Source organism: Halorientalis pallida, assembly GCF_004118325.1.
In the GTDB taxonomy this organism is placed as follows: domain Archaea; phylum Halobacteriota; class Halobacteria; order Halobacteriales; family Haloarculaceae; genus Halorientalis; species Halorientalis pallida.
In genome coordinates, this window is the sequence record NZ_RDFA01000001.1 from 384,769 (window position 1) to 404,984 (window position 20,216).

29 protein-coding genes are annotated in these 20,216 nt (G+C 66.9%); 20 read left to right on the forward strand and 9 right to left on the reverse strand.

Annotated elements, in window-relative coordinates; genetic code table 11:
• Positions 1-42 precede the first annotated feature (42 nt).
• A complete protein-coding gene (locus tag EAF64_RS02125; RefSeq protein WP_129067321.1) occupies positions 43-708 on the forward strand; it encodes a hypothetical protein in 666 nt (221 codons plus the stop codon).
• Here EAF64_RS02125 and EAF64_RS02130 read toward each other — a convergent pair.
• Together EAF64_RS02130 and EAF64_RS02135 are read right to left on the reverse strand one after the other, a co-directional pair.
• Positions 665-874, reverse strand: coding sequence for a hypothetical protein (locus EAF64_RS02130; protein WP_129067322.1), 210 nt, complete (start codon positions 872-874; stop codon positions 665-667). The two genes, EAF64_RS02125 and EAF64_RS02130, sit on opposite strands and share 44 nt — an antisense overlap.
• A gap of 128 nt (positions 875-1,002) precedes the next feature.
• Positions 1,003-1,320, reverse strand: a complete 318-nt coding sequence (locus EAF64_RS02135; RefSeq protein ID WP_129067323.1) for a hypothetical protein — start codon at positions 1,318-1,320, stop codon at positions 1,003-1,005.
• A 130-nt stretch (positions 1,321-1,450) separates the two neighbouring features.
• On the opposite strand from EAF64_RS02135, the gene EAF64_RS02140 reads away from it, so the two are divergent.
• The 6 genes from EAF64_RS02140 (at position 1,451) to EAF64_RS02165 (ending at position 5,525) form a co-directional block, all read left to right on the forward strand.
• Positions 1,451-1,999 (forward strand): tRNA (cytidine(56)-2'-O)-methyltransferase, encoded by a 549-nt coding sequence (locus EAF64_RS02140; RefSeq protein ID WP_129067324.1) that lies wholly within the window; start codon positions 1,451-1,453, stop codon positions 1,997-1,999.
• An 89-nt stretch (positions 2,000-2,088) separates the two neighbouring features.
• Positions 2,089-2,622 (forward strand): transcription factor, encoded by a 534-nt coding sequence (locus EAF64_RS02145; protein ID WP_129067325.1) that lies wholly within the window; start codon positions 2,089-2,091, stop codon positions 2,620-2,622.
• Positions 2,622-3,287 carry a DUF2110 family protein gene (locus EAF64_RS02150; protein WP_129067326.1) on the forward strand — a complete coding sequence of 222 codons (666 nt, stop codon included), beginning with the start codon at positions 2,622-2,624 and terminating at the stop codon, positions 3,285-3,287. The genes EAF64_RS02145 and EAF64_RS02150 overlap by 1 nt, the downstream gene beginning before the upstream one ends.
• Entirely contained in the window at positions 3,284-4,051 is a 768-nt protein-coding gene (locus EAF64_RS02155; RefSeq protein WP_129067327.1) for a DUF5803 family protein, read from the forward strand. The genes EAF64_RS02150 and EAF64_RS02155 overlap by 4 nt, the downstream gene beginning before the upstream one ends.
• 56 nt (positions 4,052-4,107) lie before the next feature.
• Positions 4,108-4,743, forward strand: a complete 636-nt coding sequence (locus EAF64_RS02160; RefSeq protein WP_129067328.1) for a chemotaxis protein CheC — start codon at positions 4,108-4,110, stop codon at positions 4,741-4,743.
• An 86-nt stretch (positions 4,744-4,829) separates the two neighbouring features.
• On the forward strand, positions 4,830-5,525 hold the full coding sequence (locus EAF64_RS02165; protein WP_129067329.1) for a competence/damage-inducible protein A: 696 nt from the start codon (positions 4,830-4,832) through the stop codon (positions 5,523-5,525).
• Between the two features lies 1 nt (position 5,526).
• On the opposite strand, the gene EAF64_RS20720 is transcribed toward EAF64_RS02165, so the two are convergent.
• Entirely contained in the window at positions 5,527-5,667 is a 141-nt protein-coding gene (locus EAF64_RS20720; RefSeq protein ID WP_193767540.1) for a hypothetical protein, read from the reverse strand.
• 136 nt (positions 5,668-5,803) lie between these two features.
• Here EAF64_RS20720 and EAF64_RS02170 point away from each other — a divergent pair, with 136 nt between their 5' ends.
• Complete coding sequence (locus EAF64_RS02170) at positions 5,804-6,871, forward strand: ATP-NAD kinase family protein (protein ID WP_129067330.1); 1,068 nt, start codon at positions 5,804-5,806, stop codon at positions 6,869-6,871.
• 103 nt (positions 6,872-6,974) lie between these two features.
• Positions 6,975-8,009: a phosphate signaling complex PhoU family protein gene (locus EAF64_RS02175; protein ID WP_129067331.1), complete on the forward strand. Its 1,035-nt coding sequence runs from the start codon at positions 6,975-6,977 to the stop codon at positions 8,007-8,009.
• 58 nt (positions 8,010-8,067) lie between these two features.
• On the opposite strand, the gene EAF64_RS02180 is transcribed toward EAF64_RS02175, so the two are convergent.
• Both EAF64_RS02180 and EAF64_RS02185 read right to left on the reverse strand, forming a co-directional pair.
• Entirely contained in the window at positions 8,068-8,487 is a 420-nt protein-coding gene (locus EAF64_RS02180) for a DUF7528 family protein (protein WP_193767574.1), read from the reverse strand.
• 141 nt (positions 8,488-8,628) lie between these two features.
• On the reverse strand, positions 8,629-9,435 hold the full coding sequence (locus EAF64_RS02185) for an LEA type 2 family protein (protein ID WP_129067332.1): 807 nt from the start codon (positions 9,433-9,435) through the stop codon (positions 8,629-8,631).
• A gap of 132 nt (positions 9,436-9,567) precedes the next feature.
• On the opposite strand from EAF64_RS02185, the gene EAF64_RS02190 reads away from it, so the two are divergent.
• The 4 genes from EAF64_RS02190 to EAF64_RS02205 are packed head-to-tail and all read left to right on the forward strand — an operon-like array spanning position 9,568 to position 11,322.
• Positions 9,568-9,753, forward strand: coding sequence for a DUF7525 family protein (locus EAF64_RS02190; protein ID WP_129067333.1), 186 nt, complete (start codon positions 9,568-9,570; stop codon positions 9,751-9,753).
• A 53-nt stretch (positions 9,754-9,806) separates the two neighbouring features.
• Positions 9,807-10,031: a DUF7123 family protein gene (locus EAF64_RS02195; RefSeq protein WP_092660546.1), complete on the forward strand. Its 225-nt coding sequence runs from the start codon at positions 9,807-9,809 to the stop codon at positions 10,029-10,031.
• Positions 10,032-10,081: 50 nt separating this feature from the next.
• A complete protein-coding gene (locus EAF64_RS02200) occupies positions 10,082-10,510 on the forward strand; it encodes a CoxG family protein (RefSeq protein ID WP_129067334.1) in 429 nt (142 codons plus the stop codon).
• The gene (locus tag EAF64_RS02205; RefSeq protein WP_129067335.1) at positions 10,507-11,322 is read left to right on the forward strand and encodes a carbon-nitrogen family hydrolase; all 816 of its coding nucleotides are present in this window, start codon (positions 10,507-10,509) and stop codon (positions 11,320-11,322) included. The genes EAF64_RS02200 and EAF64_RS02205 overlap by 4 nt, the downstream gene beginning before the upstream one ends.
• A 211-nt stretch (positions 11,323-11,533) precedes the next feature.
• Here EAF64_RS02205 and EAF64_RS02210 read toward each other — a convergent pair whose 3' ends face one another.
• The 3 genes from EAF64_RS02210 to EAF64_RS02220 form a co-directional block, all read right to left on the reverse strand.
• Positions 11,534-13,060: an aldehyde dehydrogenase family protein gene (locus EAF64_RS02210; protein WP_129067336.1), complete on the reverse strand. Its 1,527-nt coding sequence runs from the start codon at positions 13,058-13,060 to the stop codon at positions 11,534-11,536.
• A gap of 74 nt (positions 13,061-13,134) precedes the next feature.
• Entirely contained in the window at positions 13,135-13,515 is a 381-nt protein-coding gene (locus EAF64_RS02215) for a hypothetical protein (RefSeq protein WP_129067337.1), read from the reverse strand.
• Positions 13,516-13,608: 93 nt separating this feature from the next.
• Complete coding sequence (locus EAF64_RS02220) at positions 13,609-14,406, reverse strand: RIO1 family regulatory kinase/ATPase domain-containing protein (protein WP_129067338.1); 798 nt, start codon at positions 14,404-14,406, stop codon at positions 13,609-13,611.
• Between the two features lie 96 nt (positions 14,407-14,502).
• Between EAF64_RS02220 and EAF64_RS02225 the strand changes: the two genes are divergently transcribed.
• From EAF64_RS02225 to nth, 4 genes are all read left to right on the forward strand, one after another.
• Positions 14,503-15,645: an acyl-CoA dehydrogenase family protein gene (locus EAF64_RS02225; RefSeq protein ID WP_129067339.1), complete on the forward strand. Its 1,143-nt coding sequence runs from the start codon at positions 14,503-14,505 to the stop codon at positions 15,643-15,645.
• A gap of 63 nt (positions 15,646-15,708) precedes the next feature.
• A complete protein-coding gene (locus EAF64_RS02230) occupies positions 15,709-15,933 on the forward strand; it encodes a hypothetical protein (protein WP_129067340.1) in 225 nt (74 codons plus the stop codon).
• 2 nt (positions 15,934-15,935) lie between these two features.
• Positions 15,936-16,313, forward strand: coding sequence for a hypothetical protein (locus EAF64_RS02235; RefSeq protein ID WP_129067341.1), 378 nt, complete (start codon positions 15,936-15,938; stop codon positions 16,311-16,313).
• A 73-nt stretch (positions 16,314-16,386) separates the two neighbouring features.
• Positions 16,387-17,070 (forward strand): endonuclease III, encoded by a 684-nt coding sequence (gene nth / locus EAF64_RS02240; protein ID WP_129067342.1) that lies wholly within the window; start codon positions 16,387-16,389, stop codon positions 17,068-17,070.
• 560 nt (positions 17,071-17,630) lie between these two features.
• Here nth and EAF64_RS02245 read toward each other — a convergent pair.
• The gene (locus EAF64_RS02245) at positions 17,631-18,116 is read right to left on the reverse strand and encodes a DUF7321 family protein (RefSeq protein ID WP_129067343.1); all 486 of its coding nucleotides are present in this window, start codon (positions 18,114-18,116) and stop codon (positions 17,631-17,633) included.
• A gap of 94 nt (positions 18,117-18,210) precedes the next feature.
• Between EAF64_RS02245 and EAF64_RS02250 the strand changes: the two genes are divergently transcribed.
• The 3 genes from EAF64_RS02250 (at position 18,211) to EAF64_RS02260 (ending at position 20,216) form a co-directional block, all read left to right on the forward strand.
• Positions 18,211-19,101: a DUF7319 domain-containing protein gene (locus EAF64_RS02250; protein ID WP_129067344.1), complete on the forward strand. Its 891-nt coding sequence runs from the start codon at positions 18,211-18,213 to the stop codon at positions 19,099-19,101.
• A 69-nt stretch (positions 19,102-19,170) separates the two neighbouring features.
• On the forward strand, positions 19,171-19,824 hold the full coding sequence (locus tag EAF64_RS02255) for a halocyanin domain-containing protein (protein WP_129067345.1): 654 nt from the start codon (positions 19,171-19,173) through the stop codon (positions 19,822-19,824).
• 2 nt (positions 19,825-19,826) lie between these two features.
• The gene (locus EAF64_RS02260) at positions 19,827-20,216 is read left to right on the forward strand and encodes a DUF7318 family protein (RefSeq protein WP_129067346.1); all 390 of its coding nucleotides are present in this window, start codon (positions 19,827-19,829) and stop codon (positions 20,214-20,216) included.

Genomic DNA, 20,216 nt, shown 5'->3' on the forward strand with positions numbered 1-20,216 from the left:
GCAGCGACGACGAACTACCGTCCATCCGGCCACGGAGCGGCGATGACCGGCCCGAGTGCGTGGCTCGCGACCCGGACGAGCGAGCGGACGCTCGCCCGGTTGGTGCTCGTGTTCGCGGCTGGATTCGTGGTAGTCGGATCGGGCGTCGCCTGGTACGTCGGGAGCGTCGGGCTCTCGATGGGCGCGATGGCCTACGACAGCGACGACCGGACGGTCGTGATCGAGGAGAGCGAGCGTGCCGCGTTCACTACCCACTACGACGAGGACGACGAGGTCGGCTGGTGTCTCTACGGGACGAGCAACGAGACACACGTTCGCATCGACGACGTGGTCCCGGCCGCTCCCGTGAGCCAGGGACCGGAACGGGTCACGTTCACCTGCCTGCCCGAGACGGCTGGCCAGTTGCTCGCCGGCGAGAACGCCGCGCTCCTCGGGACGGTCCACAGCCACCCCGGCCACGACGAGAGCGAGCTGAGCGGCATCGACATCGCGCTGTTCGGCCGTCTCAGCCCACTCGTGAAAGTGATGGGCGTCTACACCGACGCCGACGGGCCCGCCTTCTTCACCACCGGCAGTATGACCAATCCGCTCGACGTGCGGGTCGTCGGCGACGCGGCCGAGGCGCGATGGGACCGTGGACAGCGCAACCGGTCGAATCGATCCCTCAACGGATCGGCTGGCCCTGCCGTTCGAGATCGACCGCGGTGAGGTAACCGCCGGCGGCGCCGAGTACCGCGGGGAACAGGACGCCACCGAGCAGGACGATCGAGACGAGGTCGTTGGCCGTCGGCAACACGGCGGCGAACAGCCGCGAACTGAACGGCATCGTCACCACGATGGTGCTCAGCGGCAGGAGGATCGTGAGGAAGATCACGCCCGTCGCGTAGCCGAGGACGATCCGCGGACCGACCTGCGCGGCCGCCAGCTTGGATTCGAGAACAGGCTACCGGAACGTTCCCAGTACGGGAGTTGAAGACAGCCACCACAGCGGGAACCGAACCCTCAGATAGCGTCCCGAAGCGCCGCCCCGTAGGTCACGTACAGAACGGCGGCCGGGGTCGTCACGACGAGGCCGCCCAGATACCACGCGATCTGGGTGAGCGGATCGGGCGGGGCCAGCACGGTCCCGGCGAGGAAGGACCCGAGCGTGGCGAGCGCACATGTGGTCACGAGTCGTTCACGCTGAGTCTCGGGACCGCGCTTGGCGAACAGCACGTCGGAGCTGGTCAGATAGGTCGCGACGATCATCACCGACCAGAAGACGATCATCGCCGTCAGAATCGCGATATCCGGGATCGCAGAGACGGAGAGGAGGCGCATGGACGTTCCTTTCGCGGCGGCTGTGTAACTCTTTGCATCGCTGGAGCGGTCGCCTCCGGCGGTGGGCCGGGAGGACCCATACAGCCGGCGGATCGAAACCCCCTAACCGGGTAAACTGTTTCTGTGGCGTATGCAGGGAGACCCCGAGGTCGCGGTACTCAGACTCGGTCACCGGCCGGGCCGGGACGAGCGGATCACGACACACGTCGGGTTGACCGCGCGGGCGCTGGGGGCCGACCGCGTGATCCTCGCCGGCGACGGTGCGAGCCGGGCCGACACCGTCGAAGACATCACCGAGCGCTTCGGCGGCCCCTTCGCGGTCGACACCGTCGAGTCCTGGCGACCCACCCTCCGGGAGTGGGAGGGTTCGGTCGTCCACCTCACGATGTACGGCGAGGAGGTCCAGACCGTCGAGGGCGACATCCGGGAGGCTCACCGCGAGCGACGGGAGCCGCTGCTCGTCGTCGTCGGCGCGGAGAAGGTGCCCTTCGACGTGTACGAGAAGACGGACTGGAACGTCGGCGTGACCAACCAGCCCCACTCCGAGATCGCCTCGCTCGCTGTCTTTCTCGACCGCCTGTTCGAGGGCCGGGAACTCGACCGGGAGTGGGAAGACGCCGAGAAGGTCGTGGTTCCCCAGGCGGTCGGGAAGCGAGTCGTGGACGCCGACGAGGAGTAGCCGGCCAGCGCAGGCGTGTCCGACGGGCGCACCCAGTTGGGAACCCGGTTCGGTGCTTTTAAACGAGCCAGGCACCGATAAGTACACCAATGGCTTTTGAGGAACTCCTGGAGGACCCGGTCATACAGAAGTACCTCCACGAACTGGTGGGCCCGAAGGGGATGCCCGTCGCGGCCGCACCGCCGGACGGCGAGGTGACGGACGAAGAGCTCGCAGAAGAGTTGGGACTGGAGCTCAACGACGTTCGCCGCGCCCTCTTCATTCTCTACGAGAACGACCTGGCGAGCTATCGACGGCTCCGCGACGAGGACTCGGGCTGGCTGACCTACCTCTGGACCTTCGAGTACGACAAGATTCCCGAGAAACTCGAAGAGGAGATGTACCGCCTCCTGGACGCGCTGGAGGACCGCGAGCAGTACGAACACGACAACGAGTTCTACCTCTGTGACGTCTGTGGCATCCGCTTCGAGTTCGGCGAGGCGATGGACTTCGGGTTCGAGTGTCCCGAGTGTGGCTCGCCGGTCGACGCCATGGAGAACACGGCGCTGGTCCAGGCCATGGAGGACCGCATCGACGCCCTGCGCGACGAACTGAACGTCGAACGAGAAGAGACCGAAGCCTGATGGTCGTCCTCGCAACGAAGTGCTACGTCGACGGTGACGCCCGCGAACGGGCACTGGACGGACTGGGCTCGCTGATCGGGAACGAGATCGGCGACCTCGACGTGACCTACGAGGTCGGCCTCCGGGACGACGACTTCCCCTCCGTGACCGTCGAGGGCGACGACGCCGTGATCGCTCGCAACCTCCTCCGCGAGGAGTGGGGCGCGATCACGCCGGACTTCGAGGCCGGCGAGAGCTACGTGGGAACCCTCGAATCCTGGGACGCGGACGGATTCGTCCTCGACGCCGGCCGGGAAGTCCGGATTCCGGCCGCCGAGATCGGGCTCGGACAGGGGTCGCCCGAGCAGATCCGCAAGCGGTTCGGGCTGGTCCAGCACCTCCCGCTCTCGTTCGTCTGGGACGATTCGCCCCGAATCGCCGACGACGAACGCGACCGGCTGTACGACTGGACCCGGGGCACCGGTCGGGTCAACGTCAACAGCGCGACCCGGGCGGAAGTGCGGGCCACCGTCAACCGCGCGGGTCACGCCCAGGACATCGTGACCGTCGAGCGACTGGGCCTGCTCGAACAGTCGGTCCTCTGCCGCGAGGGAACCGACCCGCCGGGACTGCTCGCCAGCATCGGCAAACACCTGCCGTCGGAGATTCTCGCCGTCGTTCCATGAATCGCCGCCGCCTCCTCGGACTGGTCGCGCTCGCCGCCCTCGTCGCCCTGTCGGGCTGTTCGGTGCTGGGCCCGGGAGAGCCCGACGCGGAGGCGCTGGGCAAAGACGTCACGTACAACTGGTCGACCGACGCGAACGCGACCATCGACATCAACGACACGCGGTACGAGGCCGTCTACCGCGTCGAGAACCGCTCGTCGATCGAACTCTACGACCGTGACGCGCTGGGCACCGAGAGCCCGCTGGACATCGAGGGGCTCAAGTTCCAGTTCGAGAACGGCACCGTCCGGAACCTCACGGCCGACGACGTGGAGTTGAGTCGCAAGCGCATGACCGTCTCGTTCCCCGCCGAGAACGTCTCCGGGAGGGTCGCGTTCTCCTCGCCACGGAACGGCAAGAGTTTCGCACTCCCGACGTTCGTCTCGGGGAGCTACGAGGTGACGTTGCCCAAAGACGCCCGTGTCGGTGTCCCGATTCTGGCGCAGGTGAGCCCCGGAGGCTACGACGCGACGCTCAGGAACGACCGCGTCACGCTCACCTGGAGCGACGTGGACCGACGCGCGCTCTCGATTCGCTGGTACCTGGAGCGTGACCTGTGGCTGTTCGGCGGCCTGGTGGTGCTGGCGCTGCTGCTTGGCGGTGGCGGAGCGATCTACTACCTCCGGCAGATTCGCGAACTCGAACAACGGCGCGAGGAGGTCGGCCTTGACGTGGACACGGGCGACGACGTGGGTGACGACGGCCCGCCGCCGGGAATGCGGTAGTTCGGGGCTCGAAGCGGCCCAAAGCTTGAACCGGGCGGCCGACCTCGGGACAGTGAATGCCCCTGCTGATCGACGTGCGGAAACTCCGGATCATCAACGTCCTGATGGAGAGCGGTGCGGGCAACGTCGCCGACTCCCTGGAGTCGCTGGCGGGGCTCGACGCGTCGGTCGCGGTCAAGAGCCTCTCGATGGTCGAACCGGGCGACATCCCGGACGATCTCGGTGACGAGCGACTCTTCTGTGCCTCGGTGAAGCTGACCGAGCCGCCCTACGGCTACTTCGTCATGACCTTCGGGATGCAGACGGCCGAAAACGTCGCCGAACACATGACGGGGCGGGCGGTCGACGGGAAATTGAACCAGTTCCACGAGAGCGCCCTCCAGGAGATGTGTAACATCTTCACCTCCGGGTTCATCGACGGCCTGGCCAACACGCTCGGGCGCTCCATCGAGATGGGGACGCCCGAACTCGAACACGGGACCGGCCGCGAGTTGCTGGCGGCGAACCTCTCGCACATCACCGACGACTCGCTGGCCATCGTGCTTGACTCTCAGGTCGACGTGACCGAACCGCGTCGCGAGTTCCGTATCCGGATCTTCCTCGTCCCCGATCCCGGCGCTTTCGTCAACGTCCTCGATCACCTGGAAGTCGAGGACATCCGGACCGAGGAGCCGGACGTGGCCGGGCTGTGACGCGGCCGGCCTGGGGTCGGGCGTCGACTCGGGTGTGGAGCGGAGACACTGGTGGACTTTTATTCGCGGCTCGCCAACCGGGTGGTATGCGCGTCGCGCTGGTCACCGTGGGCGACGAGTTGCTCGCGGGGGACACGGTCAACACGAACGCCGCCTGGTTAGGCGAGCGGCTCACCGAGCGCGGGGCGACCGTCGAGCGAGTGACGGTCGTCCCGGATCGGATCGGGGAGATCGCCCGCGTGGTCAACGAGTACCGCGCCGAGTACGATGCCGTCGTCGTCACCGGCGGACTGGGGCCGACCCACGACGACGTGACGATGGACGGCGTCGCCGCGGCCTTCGGCCGCGAGGTGGCCCGGAGCGAGGAGGCGCTCGCCTGGCTCGAGTCGGAGGGTGGCTACGCCCGCGAGGACCTCGCGGAGGGAACCGCCGACATCCCGGCGGGTGCGGAGATGCTGCCGAACCGCGAGGGAGTCGCGCCCGGCTGTGCCCTCGAATCGGTGTACGTCCTGCCGGGCGTTCCCGCCGAGATGAAGACGATGTTCGAGGACGTCGCGGACCGGTTCTCCGGCGAGCGCCGCCACGTCGAGACCGTCGAAGCCGACGAACCCGAGAGTGCACTGTTGACCCGCGTCCAAGACGTTCGCGAACGCTTCGACGTGAAGGTGGGGAGCTACCCCGGCGAGACGGTCGAGATCAAACTGGAGAGTACCGACGAGGCGGTCGTGCGCGAGGCGGCCGCGTGGCTGGCCGAACGGGTCGAGACACCGGAGACGGAGTGACTCAGCGGTAGAGGTACGCGACCCAGGCGGCGGCGAGCAGGAGACTCACCAGTCCGACGAGGGCCCCGGCACTGTTGATGACGGCCGTCTGGACGCCCGGCTCCGACGCGTTCGTGGCGGCTGCAGCGAGTATCGCGTTCATGTCCGCCCGTTCCGACCGAGGTGTCTTAAGAATCCCGAACCACGAGCGGCGCCCTCGTCGATCGATCCGTCGGTATCTGACCGACGGGCCTGCCGTCGCCGGACGCCTTTTGACCCTGCCGCGGGTAGGTCGAGTAATGCGAACGATCGGCGTCGTCGTCAACCCTATCGCCGGGATGGGTGGGCGCGTCGGACTGAAAGGGACGGACGGGAAAGTCGACGAGGCGCGCGCACGCGGTGCGGAGCCGCGAGCCCCGTCACGTGCCCGTGCGGCCCTCGACCGGATCCACGAACTGGCCCCCGAGACGACAGTGCTCACCTACGCGGCCCCGATGGGCGGAGGGGCCGTGTGCGATGCCGGCTTCGAGCCCACCGTCGTCGGCACGCTCGGGGACGAGGAGACGACGGCGGCCGACACGCGGGCCGCCGTCGCGGACTTCCTGGATCACGGCGTCGATCTGATCCTGTTCGTCGGCGGCGACGGGACCGCCGTCGACGTGGCCGAGACGATCCGGGAGCACGACGCCGACGTGCCGATGCTGGGCGTCCCCGCGGGCGTCAAGGTGTACTCGTCGGTGTTCGGCGTCACGCCGCGGGCCGCCGGACAGATCGCCGCGACCTTCGCGGACACCGAACGCGCCGAGGTCAACGACATCGACGAGGACGAGTACCGCGAGGGCGAGGTTCACACGGAGTTGCGCGCGGTGGTTCGCGTGCCTGCGGCCGAACAGCGCCAGGCCAGCAAGCAGTTGGGCGGCGGCACCGTCGAGAGCCTCGCCGAGGGCGTCGGCCGCGAAGCGCGCGAGGGCGTGACGTACGTCCTCGGGCCCGGCAGCACGGTCGGCGCGATCAAGGAACGCCTCGGCTTCGAGGGCTCGCCGCTGGGCGTCGACGTGTGGCGGGACGGCGAAGTGCTGGTCGAAGACGCCAGCGAACGGGAGATTCTGGACTCGCTCGGGGAAGAGAACGTGATCGTCGTCTCGCCCATCGGCGGCCAGGGGTTCGTCTTCGGCCGCGGGAATCAGCAACTCTCGCCGGCCGTGATCGCACAGTGTGACCTCGAAGTCGTCGCCTCGAAGTCCAAACTGGACGAGATCGGGACCCTCCGGGTGGACACCGGGGACCCCGACCTCGACGAGGAGCTCGCGGGGTGGCTCCAGGTCCGCGTCGGCCGGTACGAGCGGCGGCTGATGCAAGTGATTTAGGAACGTGGCGTTTCTGCCCGATCGATCAAGCACTATTACATTCGTCAGCGGATTAAGTGGTGTATAGATAAGATTAAGGTCGATGGGGTATGACAAAGGGAGTATGGAAACGCGGAAAGTGCAGCGGCTCGGTCCCTCCACGCTGGCGATGACTCTGCCCGCAGAGTGGGCGTCCGAGCACAACGTCGAGAAAGGCGACGAGGTGTCCCTGCGCATCGGCGGGAAGGGGACGCTCACGGTGATGCCCGAGTCGGTCCAGACCGAGGAATCGGAAGCCATCATCTACACCGAGGATCTGGACGCGGACGCAGTCGAGCGAGCCATCGTGGCCCAGTACGTCCTCGGCCGGCGCATCATCCACGTCGAGGCCGGCGAGGACGGCACCCTCAAATCCGAACACATCAACGCCGTCTACAACGCCGAGACACAGCTGATGGGCCTGGGCGTCATCGAGGAGACCCCCGAGCGTATCGCCATCCGCTGTTCGGTCGATCCGGAGGACTTCACGCTGGACAACCTGCTCGAACGCCTGGAATCCACGGGCTCGACGATGCGCAACGAGGCCGTCAAGTCGCTGGCCCACGGCAACCCGGACCTCGCCCAGCGGGCCCTCAACCGGGAACGGCAGGCCAACAAGATCTTCGTCCTCCTGCTTCGCCTGATCTTCACTGCCTACCAGAACCCCAACCTCGCGCGGGCGGTGGGGCTGGACAACGGCTTCCCGCTGATCGGCTACCGCTCCATCGCGAAGAACCTCGAACTCACCGCCGACAACGCCGAGGACATCGCCGAGATCGTCCTCGAAACCGAGGGCCACACCCTCAACGTCGAGTCCTCGACGATGCGGCGCATCCGGGAGTTCACCGATCAGGTCAACGAGATCACCGAGATGGCCGTCACCGCCGCCGTCGAACGCGACTACGACGCCGCCATCGAGGTCCGGGAACTGTACGCCGAGATCGGCAACCGCGAACAGGACATCCTGAGCGACCTGCCGGAGATGGAAAACGAGGAACTGCTCCGGGTCCGGGAAGTGCTGGTCAGCCTCCAGCAGACCGCCCAGTACGCCGTCCGGAACGCCGAGATCGCGACGAACCTGGCACTCAACGAAGAGTCAGTGCACACCGAGATTCAGTAACGCGACGCCGTCGCTTCTCGCTGGTGGCTGCGACCCGCAGGCTGACACCCGAAGGGCGTCAGTCTGCCGTCGCTTCGTCGCCGGTGCCGTCGGCCGTCGTCTTGTGCACCGTCAGCGGACTCCGGCGCGTGATCGCACAGTCGAACGCCGGATGCTCCGCGTAGTGGCGAACCAGCATGTGCCGGCGCGAACCGGTGATGCCCGACCGACTGACCGCGTCGGCCGTGAACTCCGTCGGCAGGCGCTCGTACAGCCGGCGCACCTGCTCGAAGCTCTCGAACACTTTGCTGTTGCCGGCCGAGTCGGCACCGCGTCTGGAGACGACGTACGCGCCGTCGTCGCGGTACTCGCCTGCGGTGTGCAGGAACTCCCGGCGGCTCGTCAGCGCGTCGTCTATCGTCCCCCTGAGTTCGGTCGCCTGTTCGCGGGTCAACTCGTGGGTCACCCCGTCGATCTCGACCCGGATGCGATCCCCCATCGCCGTAACACCCTTCCCGGTGTCGCGATCCTCGTTACCCTCGAAGAACGCGACCAGGAGCGTCAGCACTCCGTGTCATGCAACCACACGTTTCGATCCGCATAATAAAGCCCTGTCCGCGGGATGACAGGGTGTTTTAAGTCACCCCAGCAGTCCGTCGTCGTCGTCGCTCCCGGACTGTCCGCCGTCGGTGGTCGTCGTGACCGAACCGCCGGTGTCACCGTGGCCGTCGTCGGTGGTCGCGGTCGCCCCGTCGTCCGCCGTCCCGTCCGTCGGGGCCGTCGTGGTCTGCTGGCCGCTGTCGTCGCCGGCGCTGGCGTCTGCGCTCCCGCTCGTCGCCCCGTCTTTCGTGCCGAACATGTCGGTGTCGATGGTAGTCCGGTAATCGAGCGGTTCGAGGGGAATCCGGAACGAGCCGCTGTCTCCGAGTCCGCTGCCCACGGCGTCGTCGGCGGGGTCGACGACGGCGTAGAACTGGATCTCCAGGTCGGTGACCTGGCCGTTCCGGAGGTGAGTCACCCACCAGTCGTCGAGGTTTCGATTCCGGATTGCCACGTCAGCCCGGATGCGCTGGGTGGTGCGTGGCAGGAGCGTCGCCACGTCCTCGCTACTGCCCGCACCCACCTGGACGCCGTTCGTCGTGATCGTGTACCCGAGTTCGGAGAGCGCGTAGGGGTACTGTTTGGGGTTGTAAGCCCGGAAGTTGACATCCGTGTCCGACAGCGAGACACCGGCTGGGTTGGGATTGGTGACGACCATGTCGGTCTCGACGACCGTCGTGGAGTCGTTGACTGTCCCGACGCAGTTCTCGACGGCCCCGACGCCGGGGACGCCGATCACGCCCAGCAGGAAAGCGAGGGCGACCAGCACGACCAGTCCGCCGCCGACCGACCCGGCTATGCACAGCCTACTCCCGAGCAGTGCCGACCGGATCCGTTCGGTGTCCATCGGCGGGGAGTGATACAACTGCGCAGAGATGTCTTTGGGCCGACAGCCCAGCCGGGTGGCCGACGAACGCCGGCGCAGACGGCAGTAGCGCGGTTCGAATAGACTAAGTGCGCGCTACTGGTAGCGCGGACAATGGCAGAAACCGGACTACAGTCGGACAAGGCGATCGGCCTCGGACTGCTCTTTGGGGCGCTCGGCGTCGCGGGGGCAGTCGTGATGTACGTCGCGGCCGAACAACAGTTGTTGGCCGGCTGGGGCTTCGCGCTCGCGATCCTGTTCGGATCGCTCGCCGTCGCCGCGATTCAGATCTTCTCGTAGGCAGGCGTTTCGCTAAAACGAGAGCTTAAAGGTCTGGACCGCCTACGTCCAGTATGGCCGATTTCAGCGAAGAGGAACAGCGTATCCTGGAGCACCTCCGTGACCAGGTCGGCGGGGACGAAGCCTACGTCCGGGCCAAAAACATCGCCGAGCAGATCGGACTCTCGGCGAAGCAGGTCGGTGCACGCCTCCCCCGACTGGCCGAGAAGTCCGACGACGTGGACATCGAAAAGTGGGGTCGTGCGCGGTCGACGACCTGGCGAGTCACCCGGAGTTGAGTCTCGAGGGAAGTCGGACTCTTTTTTGACCGGCGGCCCGAAGGTAGGCTATGACCGTCCGGGTCGAGCGGACGTTCGAGTTGCCCGCCGAACGGGACCGCGTGTGGTCGTTCATCGCAGACCCGGAGAAACGGGCCCGTCCGATCAGCGTCGTCGACGATTTCGAGAAGACGGGTGAACACACCGCGACGTGGTACGTCAAACTCCCGATCCCCGTGATCGACAGACGCGTCGCCATCGAAACGGAGGAGACCGAGTTCGACCCGCCACGCTACGTCGAGTTCGTCGGCCGCTCGAAGGTGATGCGTGTCGTCGGTGAACACGAACTCGAAACGACCGAGAACGGAACCCGCGTCATCAACCGTTTCACCGTCGACGGCAAGCTGCCGGGCGTCGAGCGCTTCTTCAAGCGCAACATGGACGAACAGCTCCGCAACATCGAGAACGCGATCCGCGAGGACCTGGGGCTCGAGGCGTGAAGGTCGCACTGGCGCAGTTGTCCGTCGAGCCCGGCGACCTGTCCGGCAACGTCGACCGCGCAGTCGCCGCCGTCGAGCGGGCCGCCGACTCTGACGCGGATCTCGTGGCGCTCCCCGAGATGTTCTCGGTCGGGTACTTCGCGTTCGACCTGTACGCCCGCACCGCGGAACCGGTCGGCGGCGAGACCCATCAGCGACTCGCCGCGGCCGCGCGCGAACACGACGTGGCCGTCCTCGCCGGCACCGTGGTCGAAGACCTCGGCGCGACCGCCGCGCGGACGGATCTCGCGGTACCGAGCGACGAGGGCCTGGCCAACACCGCCGTCTTCTTCGGCCGTGACGGGCAGCGCCGGGCAGTCTACCGGAAACACCACCTCTTCGGGTACGAGTCGGCCGAGTCGGACCTGCTGGTCCCCGGCGAGCGCGCACCTGTCGTCGACTTCGAGGGGTTCGGTATCGGCATCACGACCTGTTACGACCTGCGCTTCCCGGAGTTGTACCGGGACCTCGTCGACGACGGCGCGACGCTCGTGCTCGTCCCGAGCGCGTGGCCGTACCCACGGGTCGAACACTGGCAACTCCTCCCGCGAGCGCGGGCCGTCGAGAACCTCGCCTACGTGGCGACGATCAACGGCAGTGGGCGGTTCGACGACGCGGAACTGCTGGGCCGCTCGACGGTCTACGATCCGTGGGGCACGGTGCTCGCGAGTTCCGACGACGACCCGGCGCTGGTGACGGCCGATCTCGACCCCGGCACGGTCGAGTCGGTCCGAACGGAGTTTCCCGCGCTGGCCGACCGTCGAAACGGGTGAGCGGTCCGAATATTTATGCAGTGGGCAGCCATACCAGCGGGTGCCGGTACGGCGCTTTTCACGTCACGCCGGCAACTAACAGGCGCCCGCCTCGCTGCTCGGCCACCGCCACTCGGTCCGTCCGGCGGCGTCGAAAGACGCCAGCCGCCTCGTCCCGTCGGCGAGACCGACTCCGGCCGGGATGCCGGCCGGCTGGAGCCGGTTTCGAGGGTTACTCCTCGGTCGTGATATCCGCCGAGAGTCCCTGTGCCATCTCGATGTCCGTCGCGTTGTTGAGCGTCCACGCCGTCCGCTCGGTAACGGCCTCGATCACCTCACGCGCGCTCGGCGCGCCCTTCCCCGATTTCTTGACGCCGCCGAAGGGCAACTGCACCTCCGCGCCGATGCAGGGCAGGTTGGCGTATGCCAGGCCCACCTCGCCGTGGTCGCGGTAGTAGTTGAGTTGTCGGTAGTTCTCCGAGACGATCGCCCCTGCCAGCCCGTAGGGTACGTCGTTGTGGATCTCGACGGCGCGCTCGATGTCGCCACTGTAGGGGATCAGGGCGACGTGGGGCCCAAACACCTCCTCCTGGAGACAGCGCAGTTCGGGGTCGTACTCGGTCTCGTAGACGAACGGGCCGACCCAGTAGCCGTCTGCACTGCCGTCGGGGATTTCCCCCTCGTCCAGTTCGGCGCGGTCGACCAGCACGTCGACGCCCTCCTCGCGAGCGAGTCCATTGTACTCGTGGAACTTCTCGACCTGACTCTCGTCGACGACGGGACCCATGAACGTCGACTCGTCGAGGGGGTCGCCGACGGCCACGTCCTCGGCGAGATCGACGAACCTGGTTTTGAACTCCCCGTGCACGTCCTCGTGGACGATCAGGCGCTCGGCCGAGACACAGCGCTGGCCGGTCGTCTTGAACGCCGACATCACCGCCGAGTGGACGGCCACGTCGAGGTCGGCGTGCTCGGTGACGACGATGGCGTTTTTCCCGCCCATCTCCAGGGCGACCTCGCGTCCGGGTTCGCTACCGAGTTTGTCCGCGATGGAGTGACCGACCTCGGCGGAACCGGTGAACAGGACGGTGTCCACGCGGTCGTCCTCGACGATGGCGTTGCCGGCGTCGCCGAAGCCCTGCACCATGTTGAATACGCCGTCGGGGACGCCGGTGTCGTCGAGCATCTCGGCGACGACCTGCCCGCACCAGGGCGTCTGTTCGGCGGGCTTCCAGACGACCGTGTTGCCCTCCACGAGGGCGACGGCCATGTGCCAGAACGGGATGGCGACGGGGAAGTTCCAGGGCGTGATACAGCCGACGACGCCGCGGGGCTTCCGGCGCATGTAGGCGTCCTTCTCGGCGATCTCGCTGGGGACCACGTCGCCGTGGGGGTGGCGGGCGTTGCCGGCGGCCCACTCGACCATGTGCCAGGCCTCGGTCACGTCGGCTTTCCCCTCGCTGATCTCCTTCCCGCACTCGCGAGTGACGATCTCCCCCAACTCCTCGTGGCGGTCCCTGAGTTCGTGGAACACCTCCCAGAGGTGTTCCGCGCGGTCGACGTACGAGAGGGCGCGCCAGGCCGGGAACGCGTCTTCGGCGGCCCTCACCGCGCGTTCGACCTCGGCCGGTGTCCCGCGGTGGAACTCGCCCAGCGACTCACCGGTCGCAGGGTCGACACTCTCGAAGGGGTCACCGCCGCTCTCGATCCACTCGCCGTCGACGTAGTGGCCTACCGGACCCGTGACTTGCTGGCTCATACTCTCCGGCAAAAATTGCACCGGCGAGGGTAAAAATCCATCCCCGGTCGGCGGTTCGGTGGCCGGGAGTCAGGTCAGAGGAACCCACCGTCTTCCGTCGTGGTGGTCTCGTTTTCGGGCATCGCGGGTGTTCCCGTCTCCGTCTCCTCGCTCGGCATCATCGGCGTCTCCTCTGTCGGTGTCTCCTCGCCCGGCATCATCGGCGTCTCCTCTGTCGGTGTCTCCTCGCCCGGCATCATCGGCGTCTCCTCTGTCGGTGTCTCCATCCCTTCCTCTGTCGGTGTCTCCATGCCGTCTTCGGGCGTCTCGCCGAGACCGCCACCTTCGGGGGTCCCGCCGGCTTCGCCCTCTGGACTGGTCTCGTTTCCGCCGCCTTCCGGGCCGGCACACCCCGCCAGCGCAGCGGCGGCCGCGGCTGTCGCACCGAGCAGTCGTCGGCGTGTGAGTCGAGTCATCGGCACGCGGCGGTTCCGAACCCAGCGTGATAGCTATCCACCGCCTACTCGTGGAGTACGCCGGTCGTTACGTGTGAAACGGTCGAGGACCCGTCAGGTCGCCTCCCGCTCGATCTCGCCTTTGACCGCGGCCGCGTCGAAGCGGTGGTCCGGCCGGATGTTGACGAAATCGAGGAACGCCCGCGCGTCGAGCAAGTCGGCGGGCGAGTACGCGGTCAGTGCCGCCGCGACGGCCGCTCGAGCCCCGATTTCGGGTGCCAGTGCACCCAGCGCACAGGCCACGTCGTAAGCCCGTGCGTCGTCGAGACCGTCCCCGCGGACGTTCGTCGCGTCGATGAAGTAGAGTTCGCCCTCGGCCACCAGCACGTTCTCGGCACGGAGGTCGCCGTGGACCAGTCCGTCGGCGTGCATCGACGAGAGCGCCGCGAACAGGTCGGGCGCGTGCCCCCGGACGGTCTCGGCGTCCAGCACGTCGAGCGTCCGGAACTCGGGGAGGTACTCCAGCACGAGGACACCGAACTCGTCGACCTCGAAGGCCTCCAGGGGTTCGGGGACGTTGAGCCCGAGTTCGAGCATCCGCTGGGTCGCGGCGAGTTCGTGCTCGGCCATCTCGACCGGAGAGTCGAAATGCTCGAAGAAGCCCTCCGTACCGCTGGAGAACGCACCGAGATTCCGTCCCGCGGTCAACAGGGCGTGGACGAGCGTGTGACGGTCGGTGATGACCTTCACGAACACCTCGTCGTCGATGACCAGTGGGGTCGACAGCCAGTTGTCCGCCTCCAGGAAGGCCACCCGATTGGCCGGCAGGTCGTACCGCTCGGCGACCGCCTCGACGACCGGTTCGACCGCCGCTGCCGAGAGCTGGCCTCTGAGCAGTCGACGGATCGCCATCGGTTCGAGGCAGACGGGCCACGGACAAAGCCTTTCGGCCCGGCGGCCCGGTTCCAGCGGGCGAGGGCTTTTGTCGGCTCCGTGCTATGGGGCGCCATGGACTTCGACCTCCCCGACGAACACCGGATGATCCGGGAGACGGTTCGCGATTTCTGTGCCGAAGAGATCGAGCCCATCGCACAGGACATCGAGGACGAACACCGGTTCCCCGCGGAGGTATTCGACGAACTGGCCGACCTGGACGTGATGGGCGTCCCCGTCGCCGAGGAGTACGGCGGGCTGGGCGGGGACTACCTCATGTACGCCCTGGTCGCCGAGGAACTCGGCCGCGTCTCGGGCAGTATCGGCCTCTCCTTCGTCGCCCACACCTCCCTGGGGGCGAAACCCATCGAGGCCTTCGGCAGCGAAGAGCAGAAAGAGCGGTGGCTCCGCCCGCTGGCAGAGGGCGACGGGCTCGGCGCGTGGGCCCTGACCGAACCCGGTTCCGGGAGTGACGCCTCGAACATGCAGACGACTGCACAGAGAGAGGGGGACGGCTACGTCCTGGACGGAACCAAGCAGTTCATCACCAACGCCAGTGTCGCCGAGTCCATCCTGGTGAAGGCCGTCACCGACCCCGAGGCGGGGTACGACGGGATCTCGACGTTCGTCGTCGACCCCGCGGCCGACGACGGCTTCTCGGTCTCGACGGTCTGGGACAAGATGGGACTGAACGCCTCGCCGACCTGCGAGATCCAGTTCGAGGACTGCTGGGTCCCCGAGGAGCGCCTGCTCGGGGGCGAAGGTGAGGGGTGGACACAGACGATGAAGACGCTGGACGGCGGCCGCATCTCTATCGCGGCACTCTCGGTCGGGCTCGCACAGGGTGCGTTCGACGCTGCGCGCGAGTACGCACGCGAGCGCGAACAGTTCGGACACGCCATCTCCAAGTTCGACGCTATCCGGGACAAACTCGTCTCGATGGACCGGAAGATCGAACGCGCCCGTCTGCTGACCCAGAAGGCCGCCACGACCTACGACGCCGGCGGCGACGCCACGCGGCTCTCCTCGCTGGCCAAACTCGACGCCAGCGAGATCTCCCGCGAAGTCGCCGAGGACGCCGTGCAGGTGCTGGGCGGCTACGGTTACACCGAAGACTTCTCTCCCCAGCGGTTCTACCGGGACGCCAAGCTCATGGAGATCGGCGAGGGGACCAGCGAGATCCAACACGCCATCCTGGGTGACGAGCTGGGGCTGTAGAGGACCGCGGACTCGTCGGCCCCGCGGCGTAATTATAAGTAAGACGAATCCTGGGTTTGGTGTGTGAGTGAATCTGACGCGGCCCCGGACGAGACGATCGAAGAGACGACCAACTGGCCGGAACTCGCGATCAGCCTCTACGACCGACTGACGGGTCGGGGGGCGGAGATCGTCTACGAGTTCGAGGACATGGAGGTGGCCGTCCCCAGCAAGGTGGGCGAGGACGCGGACCACGCCCACTGGCAGGTCGACGGCACGGTTCGGATCACGACCGAAGAGCGTGACTGAGCGTGGCGACGAGCAGTGACCTCGCCGCCACCGTCGGGCGAGTGGCGCGTGCGGGCGACCGGTTCGACGTCACCGCGAACCTCTCGGTGACGGTCGACGGGGTCGACCTGGCCGTCAGCACCGTCGACGATCGGATCCGCGTGCAGGTACCCTCCGTGTGGGACGGCGTCCGCCTGGGTCGGACCGAACGGGTGCGGCTCGGGCGGCTCGCCCGAATCCTCGCCGACGCGGGTGAGACGGCCGAGATCCGGGTCGGGGACGCGGTGGTCGCCGTCGTCGGCGACGACGCCACGCCGGGCCGTCTGGACTGGGTGCTGTCGGAAGGACCGGTCGAGACGCACCCACGGGCAGTGGTCCAGGCCGCGTTCCGGCTCCGGTGAGCGCCGCGAGCGCGCCGGGCGGAGCGCGCCCGAACCCGACACTGCCAAGTCCCCCGCGAACGGCCGTTCGCGCATGGGCACGCCGCTTTCCTCGCGTGAGGAACAGACCGAGGAAGTCATCGACCGACTCCACGCCGAGTATCCCGACACTACGATCTCCCTCCGCTTCTCCGATCGACTGGAACTGCTGATCGCCGTGATCCTCTCGGCCCAGTGTACCGACGAGCGGGTCAACCAGGAGACCGAGCACCTCTTCGCCAAGTACGCGTCGGCCGAGGAATACGCGGAAGCCGACCAGGAGGAACTGGCGGAGGACCTGAACTCGATCACCTACTACAACAACAAGGCGGGGTACATCAAAAGCGCCTGCCGGACGATCGTCGAGGAACACGACGGCGAGGTCCCGGACACGATGGCCGAGTTGACCGACCTCCAGGGCGTCGGCCGGAAGACGGCCAACGTGGTCCTCCAGCACGGCCACGAAGTGGTCGAGGGCATCGTCGTCGACACGCACGTCCAGCGACTGACCCGCCGCCTGGGCATCACGGAGGCGGAACGCCCGGAAGCCATCGAGCAGGACCTCATGCCAGTCGTCCCCGAATCGGAGTGGCAGGATTTCACCCACCTGCTGATCAGCCACGGCCGGGCGACCTGTACGGCACGGAACCCCGACTGTGCGGACTGTGTGCTCGAAGACGTCTGCCCGTCCTCGAAGGAGGACGGGGACGTGGACCTCGCCGGCGGCGAGGCCTGGTAAGGACGCCTTTACTCCGCCCTCGCGATCGATCATCGGCCGCGCCTGTCCCCCGGTGACCGGCGACCGGTGTTCAGGACGGCTTACCGCGGGCGTGACGCCTCGGTGCTCGCGGGGACGACCTGGCCGCCAGCGCTTCACCGAGTGGGGTCCGGGCCGCAACTATCGGTAGCCAATCGGTAGCGATAGCTGAAAACTCGGGTCCCAAGCCTGAGAAGGCCGAAAAAACGGTTATACGTCTATCGTGCGCTTACCCAATCGTAGGGTCGATAGGAAGACCCTACGGAGACGAGACGTGGCCGACGCCACGCCGCGACGCCACACACTCTCGGGCAGAGACGGCGTCACTGACGATCGGTCGCTCGCTGGGAGCGGCGTCGGCCTGTCGGAACGCGACGACACGTCGTCTTCGTGCGATAATCTCCCCCTACCCACTTGCACCTCACCGCACGGGCGTCGATCGGCCAGCACCCACCCGGATCGACACCCGTCTTCCGGTTCCCTCCGCAATCGGTCCCGGACATCACCCCTGTCATTCCTGGCCGGCACTCCCGGCCACTCTTCTAGAAGTACTTGATCGCGTACCGCGAGACGCCGACGACGTAGGCGAGGATCCAGAAGAACGTGTAGCCGAACACGCCGATCCGGATGCGCCGCCGCCAGAACTGCATCCGGTCGGAGCCGATCTCGTCGAGTAACACGTCCTCGTCGTAGTCGTGATAGAGGTCGTGTTCCAACTTTGCGCGGAAGACGCGCACGATGCCAGTAAATCCGAACGCGAGCATCGCGTAGGCCTGCAGGCCGAGAAACGCGTGGATGGCGGCGGCACCGGCCAGCTGGTCGAACAGCCGGGGCACCATCCACAGGAGCATCGGGACGGTCGTCAGCGTCAGCCCAGTCCCGATGAACTTGAGGTGGTGTGTCAGGACACCCCAGGTTACCGCTTCGGCGTCGATCATGATCCAGGCCCCGTACAGGAAACAGGGGAAGCTCAGCGAGACCGCGACGAGGACGAGCGTCGCGATGGTGGCGTCCGACAGGGCGACCATAGCCAGGCCTAGGGACAGGGGCCGCTAAAACGTGCCGAAACCGGGGGAACACGGGTCGGAAAGCGTATACGGCTTCCCTCCGTATCACAGCCAAATGGCCGATCCAGAGTCGACGTCCGCCGACGACGAGGACGGTCCACGCGACGCCGACGCGGGTGCCCCGAGGAGCGAGCGCCCCGACGAGGCCGAGGCGGTGTCGACCGACGAGTTGCGCGAACAGGTCGAGGCACAGTACGACTTCGACAACTTCGGCCCGGACCAGATGGCCGAGATGAGCGCCGACGAGTGGGACGCCGCCTTCGACCCCGACACGTGGATCACCGGCGAGGAGTTGCTCGACCGTGTCGAGGCGGACCTGAAGAACCGGGTGGTCGTCCGCGACGTGTTCGCACGCGTCGAACGCCTGAAAGACGGTCGGGTCGTCGCCTACTCGGACGAAGGGTACGCCGCGGTCTATCCGGACGGGAGCGTCGAGGGCTTCGGCACCGTCCTGCGGGACGTCAAGCCCGTCGTCGCCCTCTGTTCGATGGACGAGTACGACGTGCCCGACATGCCGGATGGCGAGGTGCTCCCCACACCGACGGAGGTGCCCGAAGGGAGCGGGGAACTCGGGAACCTGATGCTCCAGCTAGTCGGCGGGATGCAGGTGCTGGCCGGGATCGGCCTGCTGGGGGCCTGGATCGTCTTCGGCCTGAACGTCGTCGCCATCGTCGCCGGCCTCGCGTTCCTGTTGATCGGCGTCGCCCTGTTTTTCACCGTGGCGAACGCGCGGCTCTCCGACCGGTTCCGGGCCGAGGAGTACCGCAACCGGTTGCGCGCCATCGGGATCGAAGACGGCGAGCGGCCGGACTTCCTCCCCGTCGAGGACGACGAGTGGCGCGACGAGCCCGGTGGCCTGAGCGGGGAACCCTCGGCGGAGCTGGGAGCGTCTACGACGCCCGAAGAGCGCGACGACGAGGGGCGTGATTCCGAACCGGTCTCTTGAGTGTCAACCCCCGTCTCGGGGCCGTATTCGGTGGGTTTATACAAACCCAGTACTGAGTCGGATATGTACATGAACAGGCGGGACTTTATCCGGACAGCCGGCGGGGCTGCCGGCGCGACCGCCGCCGTGTCTGCGAGCGCAGGCACAGCCGCCGCATCCTCCGAAGGCGGCGGTGGTGGCGGCGCAACCAAGCCGGACTTCGGTGGCTGGCTCGACGGCGCGAACGGTTACGACGGGTCCGTCGCCGACCAGACAGGGAACAGTGAGGTGACGGTCAAGGTCGGCTCCGGGAGCCAGGGATACGGCTTCAGCCCACCGGCCGTCAAGATCGACACGGGCACGACCGTCAAGTTCGAGTGGACCGGCAACGGTGGCTCGCACAACGTCGTCTCTCAGGACGACGGCGGCCCCCTCGACTCCGGCTCGGCCGTCGGTGGCTCGGGCGTCCAGTACGAACACACGTTCGAGGAGGGCGGAATTTTCAACTACAAGTGTGTCCCCCACGAGAGCCTCGGAATGAAAGGCTCGATCGTCGTCGGGTCGGACTACCCGACGGTGTCGGCCGGTGGCGGCGGCGAGAAAGACCCCCACGAGATGGGCGTGCCGTTCCAGGCCCACTACGTCGGGTTGGCGACCATCCTGATGGTGATCGTGTCGCTGGTGTTCACGTTCTTCCTGCTGAAGTACGGTGAATCACCACACAGCAAAGGAGGGAACGACTAACGATGTCATCGGAAGGTAGCAGTTACGGCGACATCCACCGGTACGAACCGCCCAGGGAGAGTACGGCCGCCGCGCTGGCGATCGTGTTGCTGACGGTCGTCGAGATCATCTTCGTCGGCATGTTCACCTACGGCCTGATCGGCGGCTGGGGCCTGTCCGAGGTCGGGAACATGTTCCTCGGCGGGATCCTCGCCGTGATCTTCATCGACCTGGCCTTCATCCTCCTGCTGTACCGCAAGGAGTTCCTCCCCGACGTGATGATCGTCAAGAAGCGTCGGCGCAAGTGGGAGGACCTGTACATCCGTGAGGATCAGGTCGACGGGACGTCGTTCACCGAGGAGAGCCCCTGGGAGGGAGTCAAGCGAGCGCTGTACCCGTACTACAAGAGATAA